The organism is Streptomyces sp. NPDC058773, assembly GCF_042746015.1.
GTDB lineage: Bacteria > Actinomycetota > Actinomycetes > Streptomycetales > Streptomycetaceae > Streptomyces.
In genome coordinates this window covers 64,799-79,591 of record NZ_JBHYPE010000035.1, presented here as the reverse complement: position 1 = coordinate 79,591, position 14,793 = coordinate 64,799, and the positions used below count along the sequence as shown (strand labels likewise).

The window sequence follows — 14,793 nt, the reverse complement described above, 5'->3', positions numbered from 1 at the left end:
TGGTCCAGGTTGTCGGAGGGGTCGGCGTTGTCTGCGGAGGCCGGGGTGTCGGCAGAGGCCGGGGTGTCGGAGTCGTTCCGGGTGTGGGAGTCGTTGCGGTTGTTGGAGGAGTTGTCGTCGGCGCGGCCCGAGGTGTCGGGGGCGTCCGTGTCGTCGGCGCGCCGCCGGCCGTCGGAGGGGTCCTGGCCGTCGCTGTCGGCCGGGTCCCGGTCATCGGTGCGGTTCGGGTCGTCCGAGCGGCTCGGGTCGTCGGAACGGTTCGGATCGTCCGAGCGGTCCTGGTCGTCACGGCGGTCGTCGTCGCGGCGATCGTCGTCACGGCGGTCGTCGTCGGGGCGGTCCTGGTCGTTGGCGGTGTCCGCTTCGCGGGGGCCGTCCGAGCTGAGCTGGAGGCTGCCGAATTTGGCGTTGCGCCAGCCGCGGGCGGGCACGACGGTCACCACGGAGCCGGTGCAGTCACGGCCGTTGTAGAGGACCAGGTCGGTGGGGGTGTCGTTGTCCACCTCGCCGTAGCCGTCCCCCACGCCGTAGCAGTGGTCGTCGCCGGGGTCGAGGATCTCGTGCGGCCGGTTCTCGGGACGGGTGTGGTACGTGATGACGCCGGTGACGGCATGCGCGCCGGAGGGAGCGAACGCGACGAGCCCCCCGGTGAGAGCCAGCGCACCAAGGAATGCGGTCTTGCGTCGCACAGTCGGAACTCCTGTCAGCCATGGCGGCGGGCCGGTCCTGGTTCTGGCCCTTACGGAATGTCGCCATGTGCAGTTCCCGACGCACTCGTGGGATATTCACCTTGAATGGGATATTCACCATGCGGCAGGACAATTCACCCCATGCCGGCGGGGCCGAGCGGTGCCGGGCGACCCCACCGGCCCCGCCGACGAGCCGACAAGGGGTCAGTTCTCCGGGGGCTGCCGGACGCTGCCCAGCCAGAGGACGTCGCGGGCTCGGGTCATGGCGACGTAGAGCTGACTGCGGGCCAGTTCGGCGCGCTCGGGGGCGGTTGCGGCGGGGATACGCCCGTCCGGGCTCCCCTGGGGCAGATGGGCGTCGTGCCGCGGCAGATAGACGCGCTTGAATTCCAGGCCCTTGGCGCGGCGGTAACTGCCGAGCTTGACGGCCTCGACCGGCTGTCCGTCGTAGCGGTCCAGCAGACAGACCCGCAGGTCCGCCCGGGTGAGGAGGCGCTGGTAGTGCTCGATGGCGCGCTTCGAGGGGCAGAGCACGGCGGAGTCGGCCAGCTCCTGCGGCGTCAGGGCGCGCAGCGCGGTCACCAGGGCCCCGTCGTGTGCGGTGGGGGTGGGCAGGACGGCGCGCTGCACCTCACCGTCGTGGTAGGTCAGATCGATGTCCCGCCGGCCCGGGGTGCGCAGGCCGTCGAGGTCCTCGAAGGTGTCCTCGGCGACGACCGAGAGCGCGGTGTCCACGATCTCCTTGCTGTTGCGGTAGTTGGCGCAGAGCACCTGGCCGCGGTCCCCGCGGATGTCGATGCCCGCGTCCGAGAGCCGGAACCCGCCCGGATAGACGGCCTGTTGGCCGTCGCCGACCAGGAGGAGCCCGTTGGGGGTGTCGCCCACCAGGGCGTGCAGCAGCCGCACCCCGACGAGCGTCAGGTCCTGGACCTCGTCGACGACGACGGCCGTGTAGGCGCTGTGGCCGGTACGGTTGGCCGCCTCGGCGAGCGCGAGGGAGAGCACATCGTTGAAGTCGTGCACGGCGCGCTCGGTGCGCTGGGCCTCGTAGGCCTCGTACAGGGACCAGACGGCCTGCCGGTGCGGGCGGCGCAGACCGGCCCGGCGGCGACGGCGCGGGAGCGCGGCGTACTCCTCGAAGGAGGTGATGCCGCGGCCCTTGATGACGTAGTCGATCTCTTCCCGCCAGTACGGGTGCTGGGGGTCGATCTCGGTGAGACAGCTGTTCCGGCCGACGTGTTTCCAGGCGAAGCTGAAGGCCGTCTCCGCCTTCTCCTTGTGCAGATGGACGGGAACGCCGCGGTCGCGCAGATACTCCTGGGCCCAGGAGTGCAGGCTGCGGAAGTCGATCCGGCCGGCCACCGCCGGGGCCATGGTCTTCAGGAACGTGGCCTGTACGCGGGGCAGGTTGTTGGCGAAGGTGACGTACAGGATGCGGCCGTTGGTGCGCTGGGCGAGATGGGCGGCGCGGTGCAGGGCGATGACCGTCTTTCCGGTGCCGGCCGGGCCGCTGATCCTGGCCGGGCCGGCCCAGTTGCGCCGTACGAGCGCGAGCTGGGAGGGGTCGAGGAAGGTCATCCACCGCTCGATGGGGGCCCGCCGTGCCTCGTCGAGCGCGGCGTCCCGCAGCCCGTCGAGGTCGAACAGGCCGTCGGACCCGGCGGCGGCCGGAGGCCGGGAGGCGGCGCCCCGGGTAGGGGCCCCCGGAGCCCCCACCGCCCCCGGCGCCCCCACCGCCCCCGGCGCCTCGTACTCCGGAAACACCCGCTCCAGATGCTCGGCGAGGGCCCGGACGGACTGGGCGGACAGCCGGGTGCGTTCCGAGAGCAGCGCCGGGCCTATCTCGCGCTCGCCCAGCAGCCGCACCCGGCCCAGCTCGGTGTCGACCCGGTGCCCCGCGAAGGCCAGCAGCGGGCGCACCGCCACCGGGGACATCCCCAGGGACGCCACCGCGCTCTCCGCGGCCTTGGTGACCGCGAGCAGCTTGCGGCGGTGCTCGTCGCGGTCGAATCCCCCGGCGTGCAGCCGGCCGCCGGTGGTCTCCGGTGCGGCCCGCCAGTTCTTGACGTCGATGACGAAGACCCCGCCGGGGCCGATCAGCAGCATGTCCACATTGGCCGCGCGGGTGCCCGGCCAGCGCCGGTCCACGAACAGCCGCCAGCCCCGCTCGGTCAGCATCAGCAACTGCGCGGCGACCCGCTGCTCCCCCTCGCTCGCCGCCTCCCAGCGCTCGGCCCGTTGCCGGGCGGCCTGCCACTGTTCCCGTAACAGGCGCTCCTGCCGCCGGGCCTGCTGCGCCCGCCGGGCCGCCGAGGCCCCCGCCGACCCGCCCGGTCCACTCGCTGCCGCCATCGTCCGCCCCCTCGCCGCTCGCCCCCGTAGGCATGAGCCATGAACCCTAGGTCGACGGCACCTGACGCGGAAGTGCGCACGGGAGGGGCACGGAAGGGGCACGGGCGCATGGCCGACGGTCCGCGGCGGCCCGGCCCGCCGCGGACCGGGCCCGCCGCCCGTCTACCCCACGCTCACGGCGGGCCGGAAGAGACGGGCCGCGGACGTGCCCAGCCCGGTCGGCGCGGCCAGCTTGCCCGGTGAGCCCGTCGGGTGGCGCAGCTCGGAGGCCCGGTAGCGGCGGCAGTCCCGGTGCCAGATGAGGATGCCGGCCATCCAGTGCTCCAGCTCGCGGACATAGCCGTCCAGCGCCGCGCGGGCCTCCGGCGAGAGCTGGAAGTCATCGCACACGACGGGGAGTTCATGGGCCGCGACATGCTGGAACTCGCGCATCCGCGAGGTCATGAGGTCATGGACGATGTTCAGCCCGGTCGGGTAGTCGCAGTCGAAGAAGGTCTGGACGACCAGGATGCCGTTGTGGACCTCCCCCTCGTACTCGATCTCCTTCTGGTACGAGAAGACGTCGTTCAGCAGGCACGCGTAGTCGGCGGCGGCGTTCTCCAGTGAGCGCAGGGTGCCGGTGCGGTACACCTCCGGCGGAATCCGCTGACCGTGGCCGATCCGGCTCAGGCTCATGGTGAGGTCGGAGCCGAAGGTGGCCCGGCGCATCTCGATGTAGTCGACCGGGTCGGGGATGCGGTGCTGGATCTGGTTGTCGATCTCCCAGAGCCAGCTGGCGGTCATGGTGTCGACGGCGTCCCGGAACGCCCGGCGGTCCTCGGGTGCCATGCCGGCGGTGGTGCGCGGCCAGAGGTCCGCCAGTCCGCGTTCCAGGGCGTTGACCGGCTCCGGTGCGGGCGTCGCGGAGTCGAGCGGCATGAAGGCCGACAGCCGCTCGGTGCACACCTTGGCCGAGGCCAGGTCGCGGGTGCGGCCGAAGACCGCCGGGTAGTAGTCGTCGGCGTAGGTGCCCCAGGCCAGCCAGGCGGAGCTGAGGTCCAGTTGCTCCGGGGTGGCGTCCGGGTGGATGCCGGCCGCGCACAGCGCCAGATCGTGCCGGACCATCGCGGGCTCGTCCCAGATGTCGGAGAGCGGCACTCCGGGCTGCGGCCGGAGGATGCCCATCCGGTGCGCCCAGTCGAGGAGCCGCCCGCGGGCGCCGTCCAGGTGTGGGCTGAGCGTGGTGGTGAACGGCATGAAGAAGTCGGGGAGTTGGGAGGGTCCGACCTTCGTGTGCGGGACGTGGGTACCGCTGCGGAGGCGGAGCCCACCGGCCGTGGCCAGGGCGGTCCGCAGGTCCGTCGCGGAGGTGCCGAGTCCGCCGAAGGCGAAGGGCGACCAGGGCTGGGCGCGGCCGGCCGCGGTCCCGCCGCCGTTCATGTAGCGGCTGGAGCGCATATGCCATTCGTGGCCGCCGGCCTGCCAGTCCTGCAGCCCCTTGGCGTACGCCAGCACCGCCGCGCAGGAGGCCGGGTCGAGCCCCTTCTCCAGGAAGAGCGCGGGGAGTTCGGCGACGACGGTGTTCTCGAACTGCTGGAGCCGGGAGGTGATCAGGTCGTTGACGGCGTCCGCGGCCTCCTGGGTGGTGCAGTCCAGGAAGTGCTCCAGTACCAGGACGCCATTGCTCAGCTCGCCCTCCTCCTCCGTCTCCCGCTGGTAGGAGAACAGGTCGTTGCGCAGATGGACGCCGTCGGAGAACGTGTCGCGCAGCACCCGCAGCGGCCGGGAGGCGGCGACGGCGGCGGGCACCTCGGCGCCGGTCGCGTACTCCACCAGGCCCGCCGACCAGGGCGCGCCGCCGACCTTGCGGCGCATCTCGATGTACTCGACAGGGTTGGGCACCCGGTGGATGTTGATATTGGAAAGTTCCCAGAGCGACTCGTTGAGCAGATGCTCGGTGCTCTCGGCAAACCGCCGCCGCCAGTCCAGGGACATCTGCGGCACCGTGCGCGCCCACAGGTCGGCGAGTCCGGCCTCGACCGGGTTGGCCGGCTCCGGGAGGGGCGCGGACAGATCCATCGGCATGAAGGCGGGCAGCCGGTCGAGGTACTCCTTGCCGCCCTTCCGGTCCAGGGTGCGCTTGAACTTCTCCAGGAAGTGGTCGTCGAAGAAGAAGACCCAGACGTACCAGTCGGTCACCAGGGAGAGCGCGTCGGCGTCGCAGTCCGGATGGGTGTAGGCACACAGCAGGGCGTAGTCATGGGCGTCGAGATCCTTCTGCTCCCAGATGCCCGAGCCCTCCAGCATCCCCATGTCACGGGCCCACTTCCTGGAATGCGTACGCGCCGTCTCCAGATGCGGGTTCAACCGCGCCGGATGGGGCGTGTAGAAGTGGGGCAATTCAAATGGCTGTGTCACCGTTGCTGGCCTCTCCCCATACGTACGGAAGGAAGGCGCCCTGAGCCACGCCCCCCTTGACGGGGCAGCGCTACCCCAGGGGTCGGCGCCTTAGGCCTTGTGGAGGAGGAGCTTCCGCCTCCACGCCCCTTCGGTCCGATCGGCTTCGCCCGCCGATCACTTCTGGCGTTGTTCTTTCGGCTTCCACGGCGACGGAGAAGAGGGGGACGACGGCGCGAAGGCCGCCGGCTCCTTCCCTGGGGTCGGGGACGTGCCGGCCTCTTCACAGCGGGCTCGGGCAGGCGGGCGGGGAGTCCTCGGCGTACTGGTGCCGCTTCGGGCGAGGGCAGGCGACCAGGGCGCGGGATACGTACTCGCTGCCGGCCGCGTACCAGCCCCAGACCACGTCCTTGCCCCGCTCCTGGGCGAGCTGGGCGTGTGCGTACGTCAGCCGCTCTTCGAGAGTGAAGCCTTCGACGTCCACCGGGGGGGTAACTGGCGTAACGATGCGCCGATGAGGTATTCCCGTGCCTGTCGCACGGCCGTCAGGGGATCGGTGGTGACTAGGTGTGGGGGCAGTTCTTGGCGCATCTGGGGGTCGCCTAAGGCCCGCGTCACGATGTCTTCGGCCAGTCGTTCGGCCGCCCGCTGGCGTGTGCGTTCCTTGAACGCCACGGTGAGGTGAAGGGATGTTTCGTCGCCCTCGGTGCAGGGCGAGTGCAGGAACCCGCGCGGTCGCGCCCGCCTCGACCTCGGCGCCCTCGAACCCGGACTACGCGAACCCTCGCCGGACTCCGCCGCGAAGTCGACGGCACCGCCGACCCCACCAACGGCCTGCGCACCGCCATCGCCGCACGCCTCGCCGACCAGCAGGCCGCCCCGCTCCCCGTCGCGTAGGCACCCCTCGGCTCGTCGGCCAGGAACGACGAAGCCCCGCCCAGAACAGTCCGGGCGGGGCACGTGTCGGCAGCGAGTCAGCCGCGCCAAGGTGGGGCGGACTCCCCGGGAAGGGGGCCGGGAATCAGGCGGGGAGCACAGTTCGGGCACGCATACAGCGCGCTATCGGGACCGCTGGCGCGGGGAATCCACCGCACAAGAACCATGGCCCGAGTCAGCAGTGTGCAGCGGCACCAGATGACCGCATCTTCCGGCGGCACGAGCGGGAAGTAACGGCGGGACGTGTCGACGCTAAGTGCGCTCAAGTCAGGGGCCCGCTACCGTTCGCGGCGTGGAGTACGGCCCTGATGATGAGATCGAGCGAGACGCGCCGGACCCGCCGTTCGTGCAGTTGGCGGGCATTCTGCGGGCGCATTCAGCGCGGAGACTGGAAAGCGAACCGGCCGATTTCCTCCGAGGCCCGGCTCGTTGACGAGTTCGGGCTTTCCCGGCCCACCGTCCGCCGTGCAATTGCGGCGCTCGCCGAAGAGGGGTGGCTATTCGTCCCTCCCCAACGCGGGACGTACGTTGCGGAGCGCGCGCCGGAACAGCCGGAAGAGCCCGCCCCGGACGCATGAAAGGGCCCCGCCCATCCGCCACGGGGGAACGACGGACAGACGGGGCAGCGTGGGGTATCAGCGCGTGGTCACGCCCACGTGAGGCGTTGCCCATCGGGGCCGACGTGCAGCCGCATGCGGTCGGCCGACGGGCGTCCGTCCGCCCGCCACTGTGCGAGACGGTCGGTGATCTCGTCCCACAGGCGCACCGTGCCACCTTGCCGGACCATCCACCGCGCGCCGTCTTGGAAGACGACCGCCCACGCCTCGGCGTCCACGTCAATCACGACGTGTTCCGTCCGGCCGTCCCGTTCGAGGGTGAGCCGCTGTGCGCGCGGCGCGGCGAACTGTGCGACGAACCGGGCCGTCCAGTCGTCGAGCGCGTCCGCGCCCAACTCGGTGGGCACCGCGTCGCCCTCGTTGAGGTTCGGCAGGATGCCGAGCGGGGGCGGAAGGTGGGGGCGGGCCAGCATGAACGAGACCTGTCCGCCGAGTACCGGGCCGCTGGCCGTGCCGTCGTCGGCGACCGTGAGCCGTACGAGTTCGGACGCGTGCATCCAACCGCCGACCGTGACCAGCACTTCACCGCCAGGCTGAGTCTGCGCGAGCCAGTCGGCCGGCACGGTGTGCACGCCGCATGTGGCGATCACGCGGTCATACGGGCTTCCCTCCTTGTAGCCCGCCAGGCCGTCACCGGCCACGCTCGCAGGCCAGTACCCGGCCCCCGCGAGTGCCATTCCGGCACGGGCGGACACCTCCGCGTCGACCTCGACCGTGGTCACGTTGTCCTCGCCGACGACATGACACAGCAGCGCCGTTGAGTAGCCCGTACCCGTACCGATCTCAAGGACGCGCGTCCCCTCGGCCGCCCGCAGATCTTCGAGCATGCGCACAACCAGACTCGGCAGGGTGGACGACGACGAGGGAGCCGCAGCGATGCGCCCCTCGACCTGATCGGGGAAGACACCCCCGGCCACCTGCGTCACAAGGCTGTCGTCTTCGTAGATCCGCGCCAGCGCTTCCGGGGACTCCCCCGATACGGGCCGGTACCAACCACCCTGTTCGTGCTCGAACCAGCCGCGCGAGAGGAACGCCTCGCGAGGCACGGACAACACGGCCGCCTCCCACTCGGGGCTGCGCAGAGCGCCGGTCTGGGACAGGCGCCGCGCGAGGTCGGCCCGTAGGTGTTCCGAAGACAGGGGGTCAGTCATGCTGGCTCGCTCCGTTCTCCAACAGGTCTGCGATTGCCTTTGTGATCGGCAGTCCGGCCGCGTCTTCGAGCCACGCCCATTGGCCGTTGGGGTTGCACTCCAGGAACCACCATGCACCGTCCGCGGTGACGGCGAAGTCGAAGGCGCCGAAGTTCAAGCCGAAGACAGCGAGGAACCGCACGAGCGCCCCGCATAACTCATCCGGGCAGGCAACCGGCTCATAACTGAGGCTTTGATACTCGGCTCTCCAGTCCACGACCCCGGGCGGCGCGGTAATCAGCGCGCTGAACACCCGATCACCGACGACGACCACCCGTACGTCCGCCACCTTGGGCACCTGCGCTTGGAACAGGTGCGCGCTGTGGCTCACCGCGCCGTCAATCTCGCCCGCCTCGACCGGGGCAGCCCAGATTCCGGCAGGCTCGCCCTCGACCTCATACGCCCCGGCATGCAAGGGCTTGTAAATGGCCGACTGTTCGGCGCAGAACGCCTTAGCCTCCCCCGGGTCGTTCGTGATCAGGGTGGCCGGGACCAAAAGCCCTACGCGGGTGGCCGCAGACAACTGCGCGGGCTTGTACTCGGCCCGCGCGATGGCCTGCGGGTGACTCAGGTACAGGCACCCCGGCAGCGCGCCCAGCACGCCGCCCAGGCCGCGCCGGTCCTCCTGCGCTGCGAACCGGCCTGCCTGCTCGCCGCTGTCCGTCGGATAGGGGCTCGGGCGACGGTGGTACAGGGCACGCACCGCCGACAGGTCGGCCGTACGCTGGCCGACCGTCAGCCGCCCGTCCCATCCGCCTGCCCCGGTTCGCGCGGCGAGCACCGCAGGCGCCGGGAAGTCGCGCCCCGGGTCGAACCGGAGGACGGGCACCCGGCGCCGGTTCAGTTCCGCGATGACCAGATCAGCCGTTGCGTCCTCGTACTCCGTGCAGACCAACACCGGGCGTCCGTCCATGGCACTACCCCCCTAGTCCTGCGTCGCGTCGTGGCCGGAGTCGGGGTCCTGCTTCCCGTCCTTGCTGATCTGCGTGGGCGGGTAGGTGTTCACGCTCGTACCGTGCTTGCCGAGTTCGGCCGGCGTCATCGCGCCGTCCTCGCCGATCCAGCGGCCGGTCTGCGTGGCCGGGTCGATACCCGCGTACCGCCACGGCGAGGGAGAACCGTTGCGCAGCGGTGCCATTCGGCGCAGCCCCCACGGGGCTGGTGCGGTGGTCTCCGTAGGTGCGAGGCTCGTTTGCAAGTCTCCTCCTTGGTCGCTTCGTACTGTGGTGCCGTGCAGGACCCGCCCCGGCTGGCGCTCGACCTGTCCAAGGGTTGCGGGCGGATGATCCAGCCGGGGCGGGGTGGTGCCCGCCCCCTGCCCGGGGTTCGGTGTGGGAGAACCGTTTACAGGTCATCCCCGGCAGGGGGCGCAGTCTTCACAGGTAGAGCTGCCGCTTGCAGTCCCGGCAGTACGTCTTGCCTCCGCGCTTCTCGGTCCGCCGGTGCTCACATGTCTTGCCCATCGTGCCTCCCGGCCGGTAGGGCTGCGGGGAATCGCTCCCGCTTCCGGCGGGGCAACCGGTGGCGGCCGGACCCGCCCGCGGGCAGAGCGCGCTGCGGGGGCGCGTGCGCGGGCACGGCGAGCGTGGCGGACTGCGCGCGGCCGGCGGGCGCATCCCGTCCGTGCGACTGGTCGCGCACCATACGGTCAAGCTCCCCGATGCACGGGCCACACGCGAACACGTCGCCCGTCGCGCCCGGGGTAGTCACGGACCCGACCCACAGCACGCGCACGCCCTCGCGTCGGCAGTACAGCCAACAGGCCCCCGTCACCCACGCGTTACCGTCCCCCGTCTGCGCGGGCAACGGCCACGCCTCACGCCATGGACGCTCGACCGCCGGAGCGAACGTCACGCCGCGCCCCGGTTCGCCGACAGCATCTCGCCCAGCTCCGCCGGGGGACGCATCACCGCGTAGTCACCGAAGTTCCGGCGGTAGCGCCGGTGCCCGCTCTCCTGCGTGTGCTTGCGCTGCCACTCCTCGACCGACCCGGGATCGCTATACGTACCGGACTGCGCGCCGCACTCGACATCGTGGCCGGACACGCAACGGGCCTCGTACTCCGGTTCTGCCGTCGTGTCCTGCTCGATGGTGAACGGGACGTAGCGGAACGCGCGCCGCGTCACCGGGCCGCCCCCTTCTCGATGACCGCCGCCAACGCACAGGCCACGGCCGCGGAGCAGTCGCCCAGGCTCACCAGGGCGTAACCGGCGTTGGCGCGCATCGGGAGACGAACGTCTATGGCGGGGAGCTGGATACCCGCCCGCCGGAGGGCCGCGCCGAGAGCGTCGCGCGCTTGCTCAGCTTCCTTGATCTTCTTCATCTCTGGCCGTTCCGTCGTCATGCCTGCCACTCCGAACGCCTGTTGTGTGCCCCCTGGTTGGGCGGGTAACTACGAGCTGTACACCAACCATCACCGCCCACAGAGGCGTTCACCAGGCACGACGCCATGACACAACATCAGTCATGGGGGAGGGATGCACGCATGACCGCTGAGACCGATGAACCTGACCCCACGGCTTCACTCCTCGCCTTCTTCGGAACGGAGCTGACCCGCATCCGAACGGAGCTGCGCCTCTCCCAAGAGAAGACAGCGAAATTGGCGCACACCACTCAGTCAATGCTCAGCAAGATCGAGGCAGGCAAGCGTGTGCCGTCGAAGGAACTAGCCCACGATCTTGATGCAGCCCTCAAGAACGGCGGGCACTTCGGGAGGCTGTACCCGCTCGTCATCCGCTACGCGTACCCCTCATGGTTCCTACCGTTCATCGAACTTGAGCGTGACGCGGTGTCTATGAGGGTCTTTGAGTCTCAGATCATCCCCGGCCTTCTACAGACAGAGGACTACGCCCGCGCGATGCTGGCAGCCGTCCGGCCGGACAACCTTGACGATCTCGTTGCCGCCCGCATGTCTCGGCAAGAGGTCTTCGAGCGGGATACCCCGCCCCGAGCATGGTTTGTAGTGGACGAGCAAGCGCTACGGCGACCCATCGGAGGGGCGGACGTATGGGGAGCCCAGCTTGAGCACTTGCTCAAGGCAGGGGAAGACCCACGAACCGTGATTCAGGTGATCCCCCGCAAGGTCCTCGCGCACCCTGGCCTGGCCGGTCCGTTCACGCTCCTGCGCTTCGAAGACGGGACGCAGCCTCCGCCGAGCCGTACCAGCTCGACACCACGGCGTCAGGAGGCAGCGCCAGACGTCCTATACGTCGACGGCTTCTCCCAGGGGCGAATTGCCCTGGACGCGAGCGAGGTAGCCGCAGGGGCGCACGCCTATGATCTGCTCAGGGCGGTTGCCCTGTCGCCCGAAGAGTCCGCCGAACTGATCGGCGGCTACCTGGAGGAACCGGAGCAATGACCAGCGCAAGCAAGCTCCCCGCCACCTGGCGGAAGAGCAGCTATAGCACCAACGGCGGTAATTGTGTGGAGGTTGGTGAAGGTCTCAGCAGTGTTGTCCCCGTCCGAGACTCCAAGGACCCGCACGGCCCGGCGCTCGTCTTCGAGCCGTCCGCGTGGTCGTCGTTCGTCGCTGCTGTCCAGCGGAACGAGTTCCCCGCCGTGTGAGCTTGACCCGACTACGTGATGCCCCGCCACTCTGCACGTGGGAGTAGCGGGGCATCACTCTTTCTACGGCCCCCGACAGACCTCCAGTAACCGGCCCTCGCCCCGCGGCGGGGGCCGTTGTCGTGTCGGCACACGGCGCGGACCGCGCGCCGTACCCGACTGGCTGCGGCAACCGCCGTCAGTACCGGGTGGTTGACAGCAAGGGTTAGCAACGAACCGGGGGCTACAGCGAGAACGGCGGCGCATGCATCGAGGTCGCCACCAACCTCCTCACCACACGCGGTGCGGTCCCCGTCCGTGACAGCAAGGTCCCGCACGGCCCTGCGCTCACCTTCCCGGTGGGCGGCTGGACGGCGTTCATCAAGGGGGTCAAGGACGGGGAGTTCCCCGGCTGAGCCCGGTTCGGGCGGCCGTACGGAGCGCGAGTTCCGCCAGGGCCTCGGGGGCGCCGGCCTGGCCGCGGATTCCGGGGAAGGCGTTGACGTCCACGATGAGCGGGGCGCCCCCGCCGGCGTCGAGGAGGTCCACGCCGTAGACCGTCAGTCCGAAGACCTCGCCCACCCGCAGCGCGACGGATCGCCAGCTCTCCGGCAGTTCACCGGCCGGCAGCGGCAGGGCCGGGCCGCGGCCGTCCGGGGCCGGTGCCTGGTGGGGGACGAGTGGGGGCGCGAGTTCCGAGCGGCGCAGGCCGGCGAAGAGCTGGCCGTCGACCACCCACACCTTGTGGTCCCAGCCGCTGTTGGCGGTGAACTCCTGGACCACCACCGGCTCCGTCGGCCAGTCCGCAGCCAGTTCCCGCAGCCGTGGGCCGTCGTCGGCACGGGCCACAAGGTCACCTCGCCGGCTGTGGCGGCTCTTGACCACCAGCGGACCGGCCGGCTCCCCGGCGGCCGCCAGCTCGGCCATCGTGGCCACCGCACGGGTACGCGCGAACGGCAGCCCGGCCCCGGAAGCCCGCGCCGCCATCGCCACCCGGTCCTGGCATCGCGCCGTCGCCGCCGCGGAGTTGACGACCGGGGCGCCGTGCTCCTCCAGGCGGGCGGCGAGCGTCAGCGCGCCGGGCGTACGGGCCTTGAGGAGGTAGACGTCCGCCGGCGGACCGGCCACGGCGGCGTCCGCACTTCCCTCCGGGTGCAGGATCTCGACCAGGTGGCCCGCCCCTGTCAGCAGCGTGCTTGCCGCGGCCAGTACGGGATGGGTGGCGTCCGCGGTGATCAGACCGATCCTCACCGGCCGCCGCCGATCGACGCCGCGGACCGGGCGGGCGGGGGCACGGACGGCGCGGTGAACGGGGCCGCGGCCTCCGGGGCGAGATCCGGAACCGGCTTGCCGCCGCCGTCGGCGGCGAGCCGCAGCACCGCCCCCGACACCCGGGCGACCGCGTCCGGCACCTGCCGGAAGCTGGGGAAGTCATTGATGTCGACGACCACCGGGCCGTCCGGTCCGCGCAGGATGTCGACCCCGTAGAGGTCGAGACCGAAGACCTCGCCCATCTCGGCGGCGATCCGGGCGATCTCGGGCGTCAGCGGCACCTGTCGCTCGCGTACCGCGTGCGCGGGGTGCAGCGGGGAGCGGCGCTCGGTCGCGAAGAGCTCACCGGCGACGCTGTACACCTTCAGGTCCGTACCGGAGTTGGGCACATACGGCTGGGCGATGAGCAGCCCGCCGGTCGCACCGTCCGGGCCCTCGGGACCGCCCGGGGCCGCCAGCCGGTCCGGCGACGCCACCAGCCGGACGGCGCGCCCGGAGCTGCCGTCGGCCGGCTTGACCACGAGCGGGAACTCCGCCGCGTCGATCTCCGCGAACTCCTCGGGACGGGCCGCCGCATACGTCACCGGGACCGGCAGCCCCTTGCTGCGGGCGATCACCGCGGCCAGCGCCTTGTCCCGTACGCCGCGGATGGCCCGGACGTCGTTCACCGTGGTCAGCCCGACCGAAGCGGCCGCCTCCAGGAGCGTGAGGCCGGGACCGCCGGAGACGGTCTTGAGGACCCAGGCGTCGTGGCTGCCGGCCCGTATCGCCTCGGATATCCGGATCAGCGAGCGGCCGGGCCACACCACGTCCACCTGGTGGCCCCAGGCGCGGAGTTGGCGGATCACCTCCAGCGGCATGCCGTCATGGCGGTACTGCTCCTCCACCAGGAAGCAGAGTCTCATCAGGCACCCTCGTCATCGCCGCACGTCCACCGACCGTCCGGCAGATCCACGACGTACCAGGATCCCATGCGGAGCCCGTCGGGGACGGTGGACCCACGTGCCCGGCTCCGGCCCGTGTGCCGCGACGGGACGGCCGGCGGCCGGGGTCGCTACCGTGAGGCGACCGCGACGGTGCGGGACCGGCAGGGACCGGGGAGCAGATCGGGAGGCCCAGTGACGCACAAGGCCGTGCCCTTCGACGACCTCGACCGCAAGATCGTTGCGGCGCTGATCGACAACGGCCGGGCGAGTTTCGCGGAGATCGGTGCGACGGTCGGGCTGTCGTCCACCGCGGTGAAGCGGCGGGTGGACCGGATGCGGGAGAACAACGTGATCACGGGGTTCACCGCCACCGTCCGCCCGGCGGCCCTGGGCTGGCTGACCGAGGCGTACGTCGAGGTGTACTGCGACAGCGCGGCGCCGCCCCGCCGGCTCGCCGAGGTGGTGCGCAACCACCCGGAGATCGCGGCGGCGATGACCGTCACCGGCGGCGCCGATGCGCTGCTGCACGTGCGGGCGACCGATGTGGAGCACTTCGAGGAAGTGCTCGAACGCATCCGGACCGAGCCGTTCATCCGCAAGACGATCAGTTACATGGTGCTGTCCCATCTGCTGCCGGACAGCCCGGAGGCGGGCGCCCGGCGGCCCTCCGGAGGGACCGCCGGCTGAGGCGGCCGGTGCACACCGCCCGTCACAGGCGCCCGCATCCCCGCTCCCGGGTCGGGTAGGCGGGCGAGAAGCGCCCGCTCGCGCAGAAAAGCTGCGCGAGCGGGCCGCAGAACGCAACATTTCTGCGCCGCTGAGCAGCATTTATTTCTTGTGACCGGAATCCCGCGCTCCTTACCTTGGAAGCACCCGGGTGACGCTCTGTGAC

16 protein-coding genes are annotated in these 14,793 nt (G+C 71.0%); 5 read left to right on the top strand and 11 right to left on the bottom strand.

The annotated features are described in order from the left end of the window. From ACFW5B_RS26315 to ACFW5B_RS26300, 4 genes are all read right to left on the bottom strand, one after another. On the bottom strand, positions 1-689 hold a 689-nt coding region (locus ACFW5B_RS26315; RefSeq protein ID WP_386444347.1), incomplete at its 3' end, for a chitin-binding protein. A 204-nt stretch (positions 690-893) separates the two neighbouring features. Beyond that, positions 894-3,041, bottom strand: coding sequence for a UvrD-helicase domain-containing protein (locus tag ACFW5B_RS26310; protein WP_386444345.1), 2,148 nt, complete (start codon positions 3,039-3,041; stop codon positions 894-896). A gap of 162 nt (positions 3,042-3,203) precedes the next feature. After that, positions 3,204-5,438, bottom strand: a complete 2,235-nt coding sequence (locus ACFW5B_RS26305; protein ID WP_386444343.1) for a family 2 encapsulin nanocompartment cargo protein terpene cyclase — start codon at positions 5,436-5,438, stop codon at positions 3,204-3,206. A 262-nt stretch (positions 5,439-5,700) separates the two neighbouring features. Continuing rightward, positions 5,701-5,901, bottom strand: coding sequence for a hypothetical protein (locus ACFW5B_RS26300; protein ID WP_386444340.1), 201 nt, complete (start codon positions 5,899-5,901; stop codon positions 5,701-5,703). A gap of 205 nt (positions 5,902-6,106) precedes the next feature. Between ACFW5B_RS26300 and ACFW5B_RS26295 the strand changes: the two genes are divergently transcribed. Then, positions 6,107-6,931, top strand: a complete 825-nt coding sequence (locus ACFW5B_RS26295) for a GntR family transcriptional regulator (RefSeq protein ID WP_386444337.1) — start codon at positions 6,107-6,109, stop codon at positions 6,929-6,931. A gap of 68 nt (positions 6,932-6,999) precedes the next feature. Here the strand turns inward: ACFW5B_RS26295 and tgmC are convergent, their stop codons facing one another. The 5 genes from tgmC to ACFW5B_RS26270 form a co-directional block, all read right to left on the bottom strand. Then, positions 7,000-8,121, bottom strand: coding sequence for an ATP-grasp peptide maturase system methyltransferase (gene tgmC / locus ACFW5B_RS26290; RefSeq protein WP_386444334.1), 1,122 nt, complete (start codon positions 8,119-8,121; stop codon positions 7,000-7,002). After that, complete coding sequence (gene tgmB / locus ACFW5B_RS26285; protein WP_386444331.1) at positions 8,114-9,073, bottom strand: ATP-grasp ribosomal peptide maturase; 960 nt, start codon at positions 9,071-9,073, stop codon at positions 8,114-8,116. The genes tgmC and tgmB overlap by 8 nt, the downstream gene beginning before the upstream one ends. A 12-nt stretch (positions 9,074-9,085) precedes the next feature. Next, positions 9,086-9,358, bottom strand: coding sequence for a putative ATP-grasp-modified RiPP (tgmA, locus tag ACFW5B_RS26280; protein ID WP_386444328.1), 273 nt, complete (start codon positions 9,356-9,358; stop codon positions 9,086-9,088). Between the two features lie 652 nt (positions 9,359-10,010). Then, complete coding sequence (locus tag ACFW5B_RS26275; RefSeq protein WP_386444325.1) at positions 10,011-10,286, bottom strand: hypothetical protein; 276 nt, start codon at positions 10,284-10,286, stop codon at positions 10,011-10,013. Continuing rightward, positions 10,283-10,504 (bottom strand): hypothetical protein, encoded by a 222-nt coding sequence (locus ACFW5B_RS26270; protein ID WP_386444323.1) that lies wholly within the window; start codon positions 10,502-10,504, stop codon positions 10,283-10,285. The genes ACFW5B_RS26275 and ACFW5B_RS26270 overlap by 4 nt, the downstream gene beginning before the upstream one ends. 141 nt (positions 10,505-10,645) lie before the next feature. Between ACFW5B_RS26270 and ACFW5B_RS26265 the strand changes: the two genes are divergently transcribed. The 3 genes from ACFW5B_RS26265 (at position 10,646) to ACFW5B_RS26255 (ending at position 12,119) form a co-directional block, all read left to right on the top strand. Next, on the top strand, positions 10,646-11,518 hold the full coding sequence (locus tag ACFW5B_RS26265) for a helix-turn-helix domain-containing protein (RefSeq protein WP_386444320.1): 873 nt from the start codon (positions 10,646-10,648) through the stop codon (positions 11,516-11,518). Further along, a complete protein-coding gene (locus ACFW5B_RS26260) occupies positions 11,515-11,724 on the top strand; it encodes a DUF397 domain-containing protein (protein ID WP_386444317.1) in 210 nt (69 codons plus the stop codon). Before ACFW5B_RS26265 ends, ACFW5B_RS26260 begins: the two co-directional genes overlap by 4 nt. Positions 11,725-11,972: 248 nt before the next feature. Continuing rightward, entirely contained in the window at positions 11,973-12,119 is a 147-nt protein-coding gene (locus ACFW5B_RS26255; protein ID WP_386444355.1) for a DUF397 domain-containing protein, read from the top strand. Here the strand turns inward: ACFW5B_RS26255 and ACFW5B_RS26250 are convergent. Together ACFW5B_RS26250 and ACFW5B_RS26245 are read right to left on the bottom strand one after the other, a co-directional pair. Beyond that, positions 12,094-12,954, bottom strand: a complete 861-nt coding sequence (locus ACFW5B_RS26250) for a RimK family alpha-L-glutamate ligase (protein ID WP_386444314.1) — start codon at positions 12,952-12,954, stop codon at positions 12,094-12,096. The genes ACFW5B_RS26255 and ACFW5B_RS26250 overlap by 26 nt on opposite strands. After that, positions 12,951-13,880 carry a RimK family alpha-L-glutamate ligase gene (locus ACFW5B_RS26245; RefSeq protein WP_386444309.1) on the bottom strand — a complete coding sequence of 310 codons (930 nt, stop codon included), beginning with the start codon at positions 13,878-13,880 and terminating at the stop codon, positions 12,951-12,953. The genes ACFW5B_RS26250 and ACFW5B_RS26245 overlap by 4 nt, the downstream gene beginning before the upstream one ends. A 213-nt stretch (positions 13,881-14,093) precedes the next feature. Here ACFW5B_RS26245 and ACFW5B_RS26240 point away from each other — a divergent pair, with 213 nt between their 5' ends. After that, complete coding sequence (locus ACFW5B_RS26240) at positions 14,094-14,588, top strand: Lrp/AsnC family transcriptional regulator (protein WP_386444306.1); 495 nt, start codon at positions 14,094-14,096, stop codon at positions 14,586-14,588. The last annotated feature ends 205 nt before the right edge of the window (positions 14,589-14,793 follow it).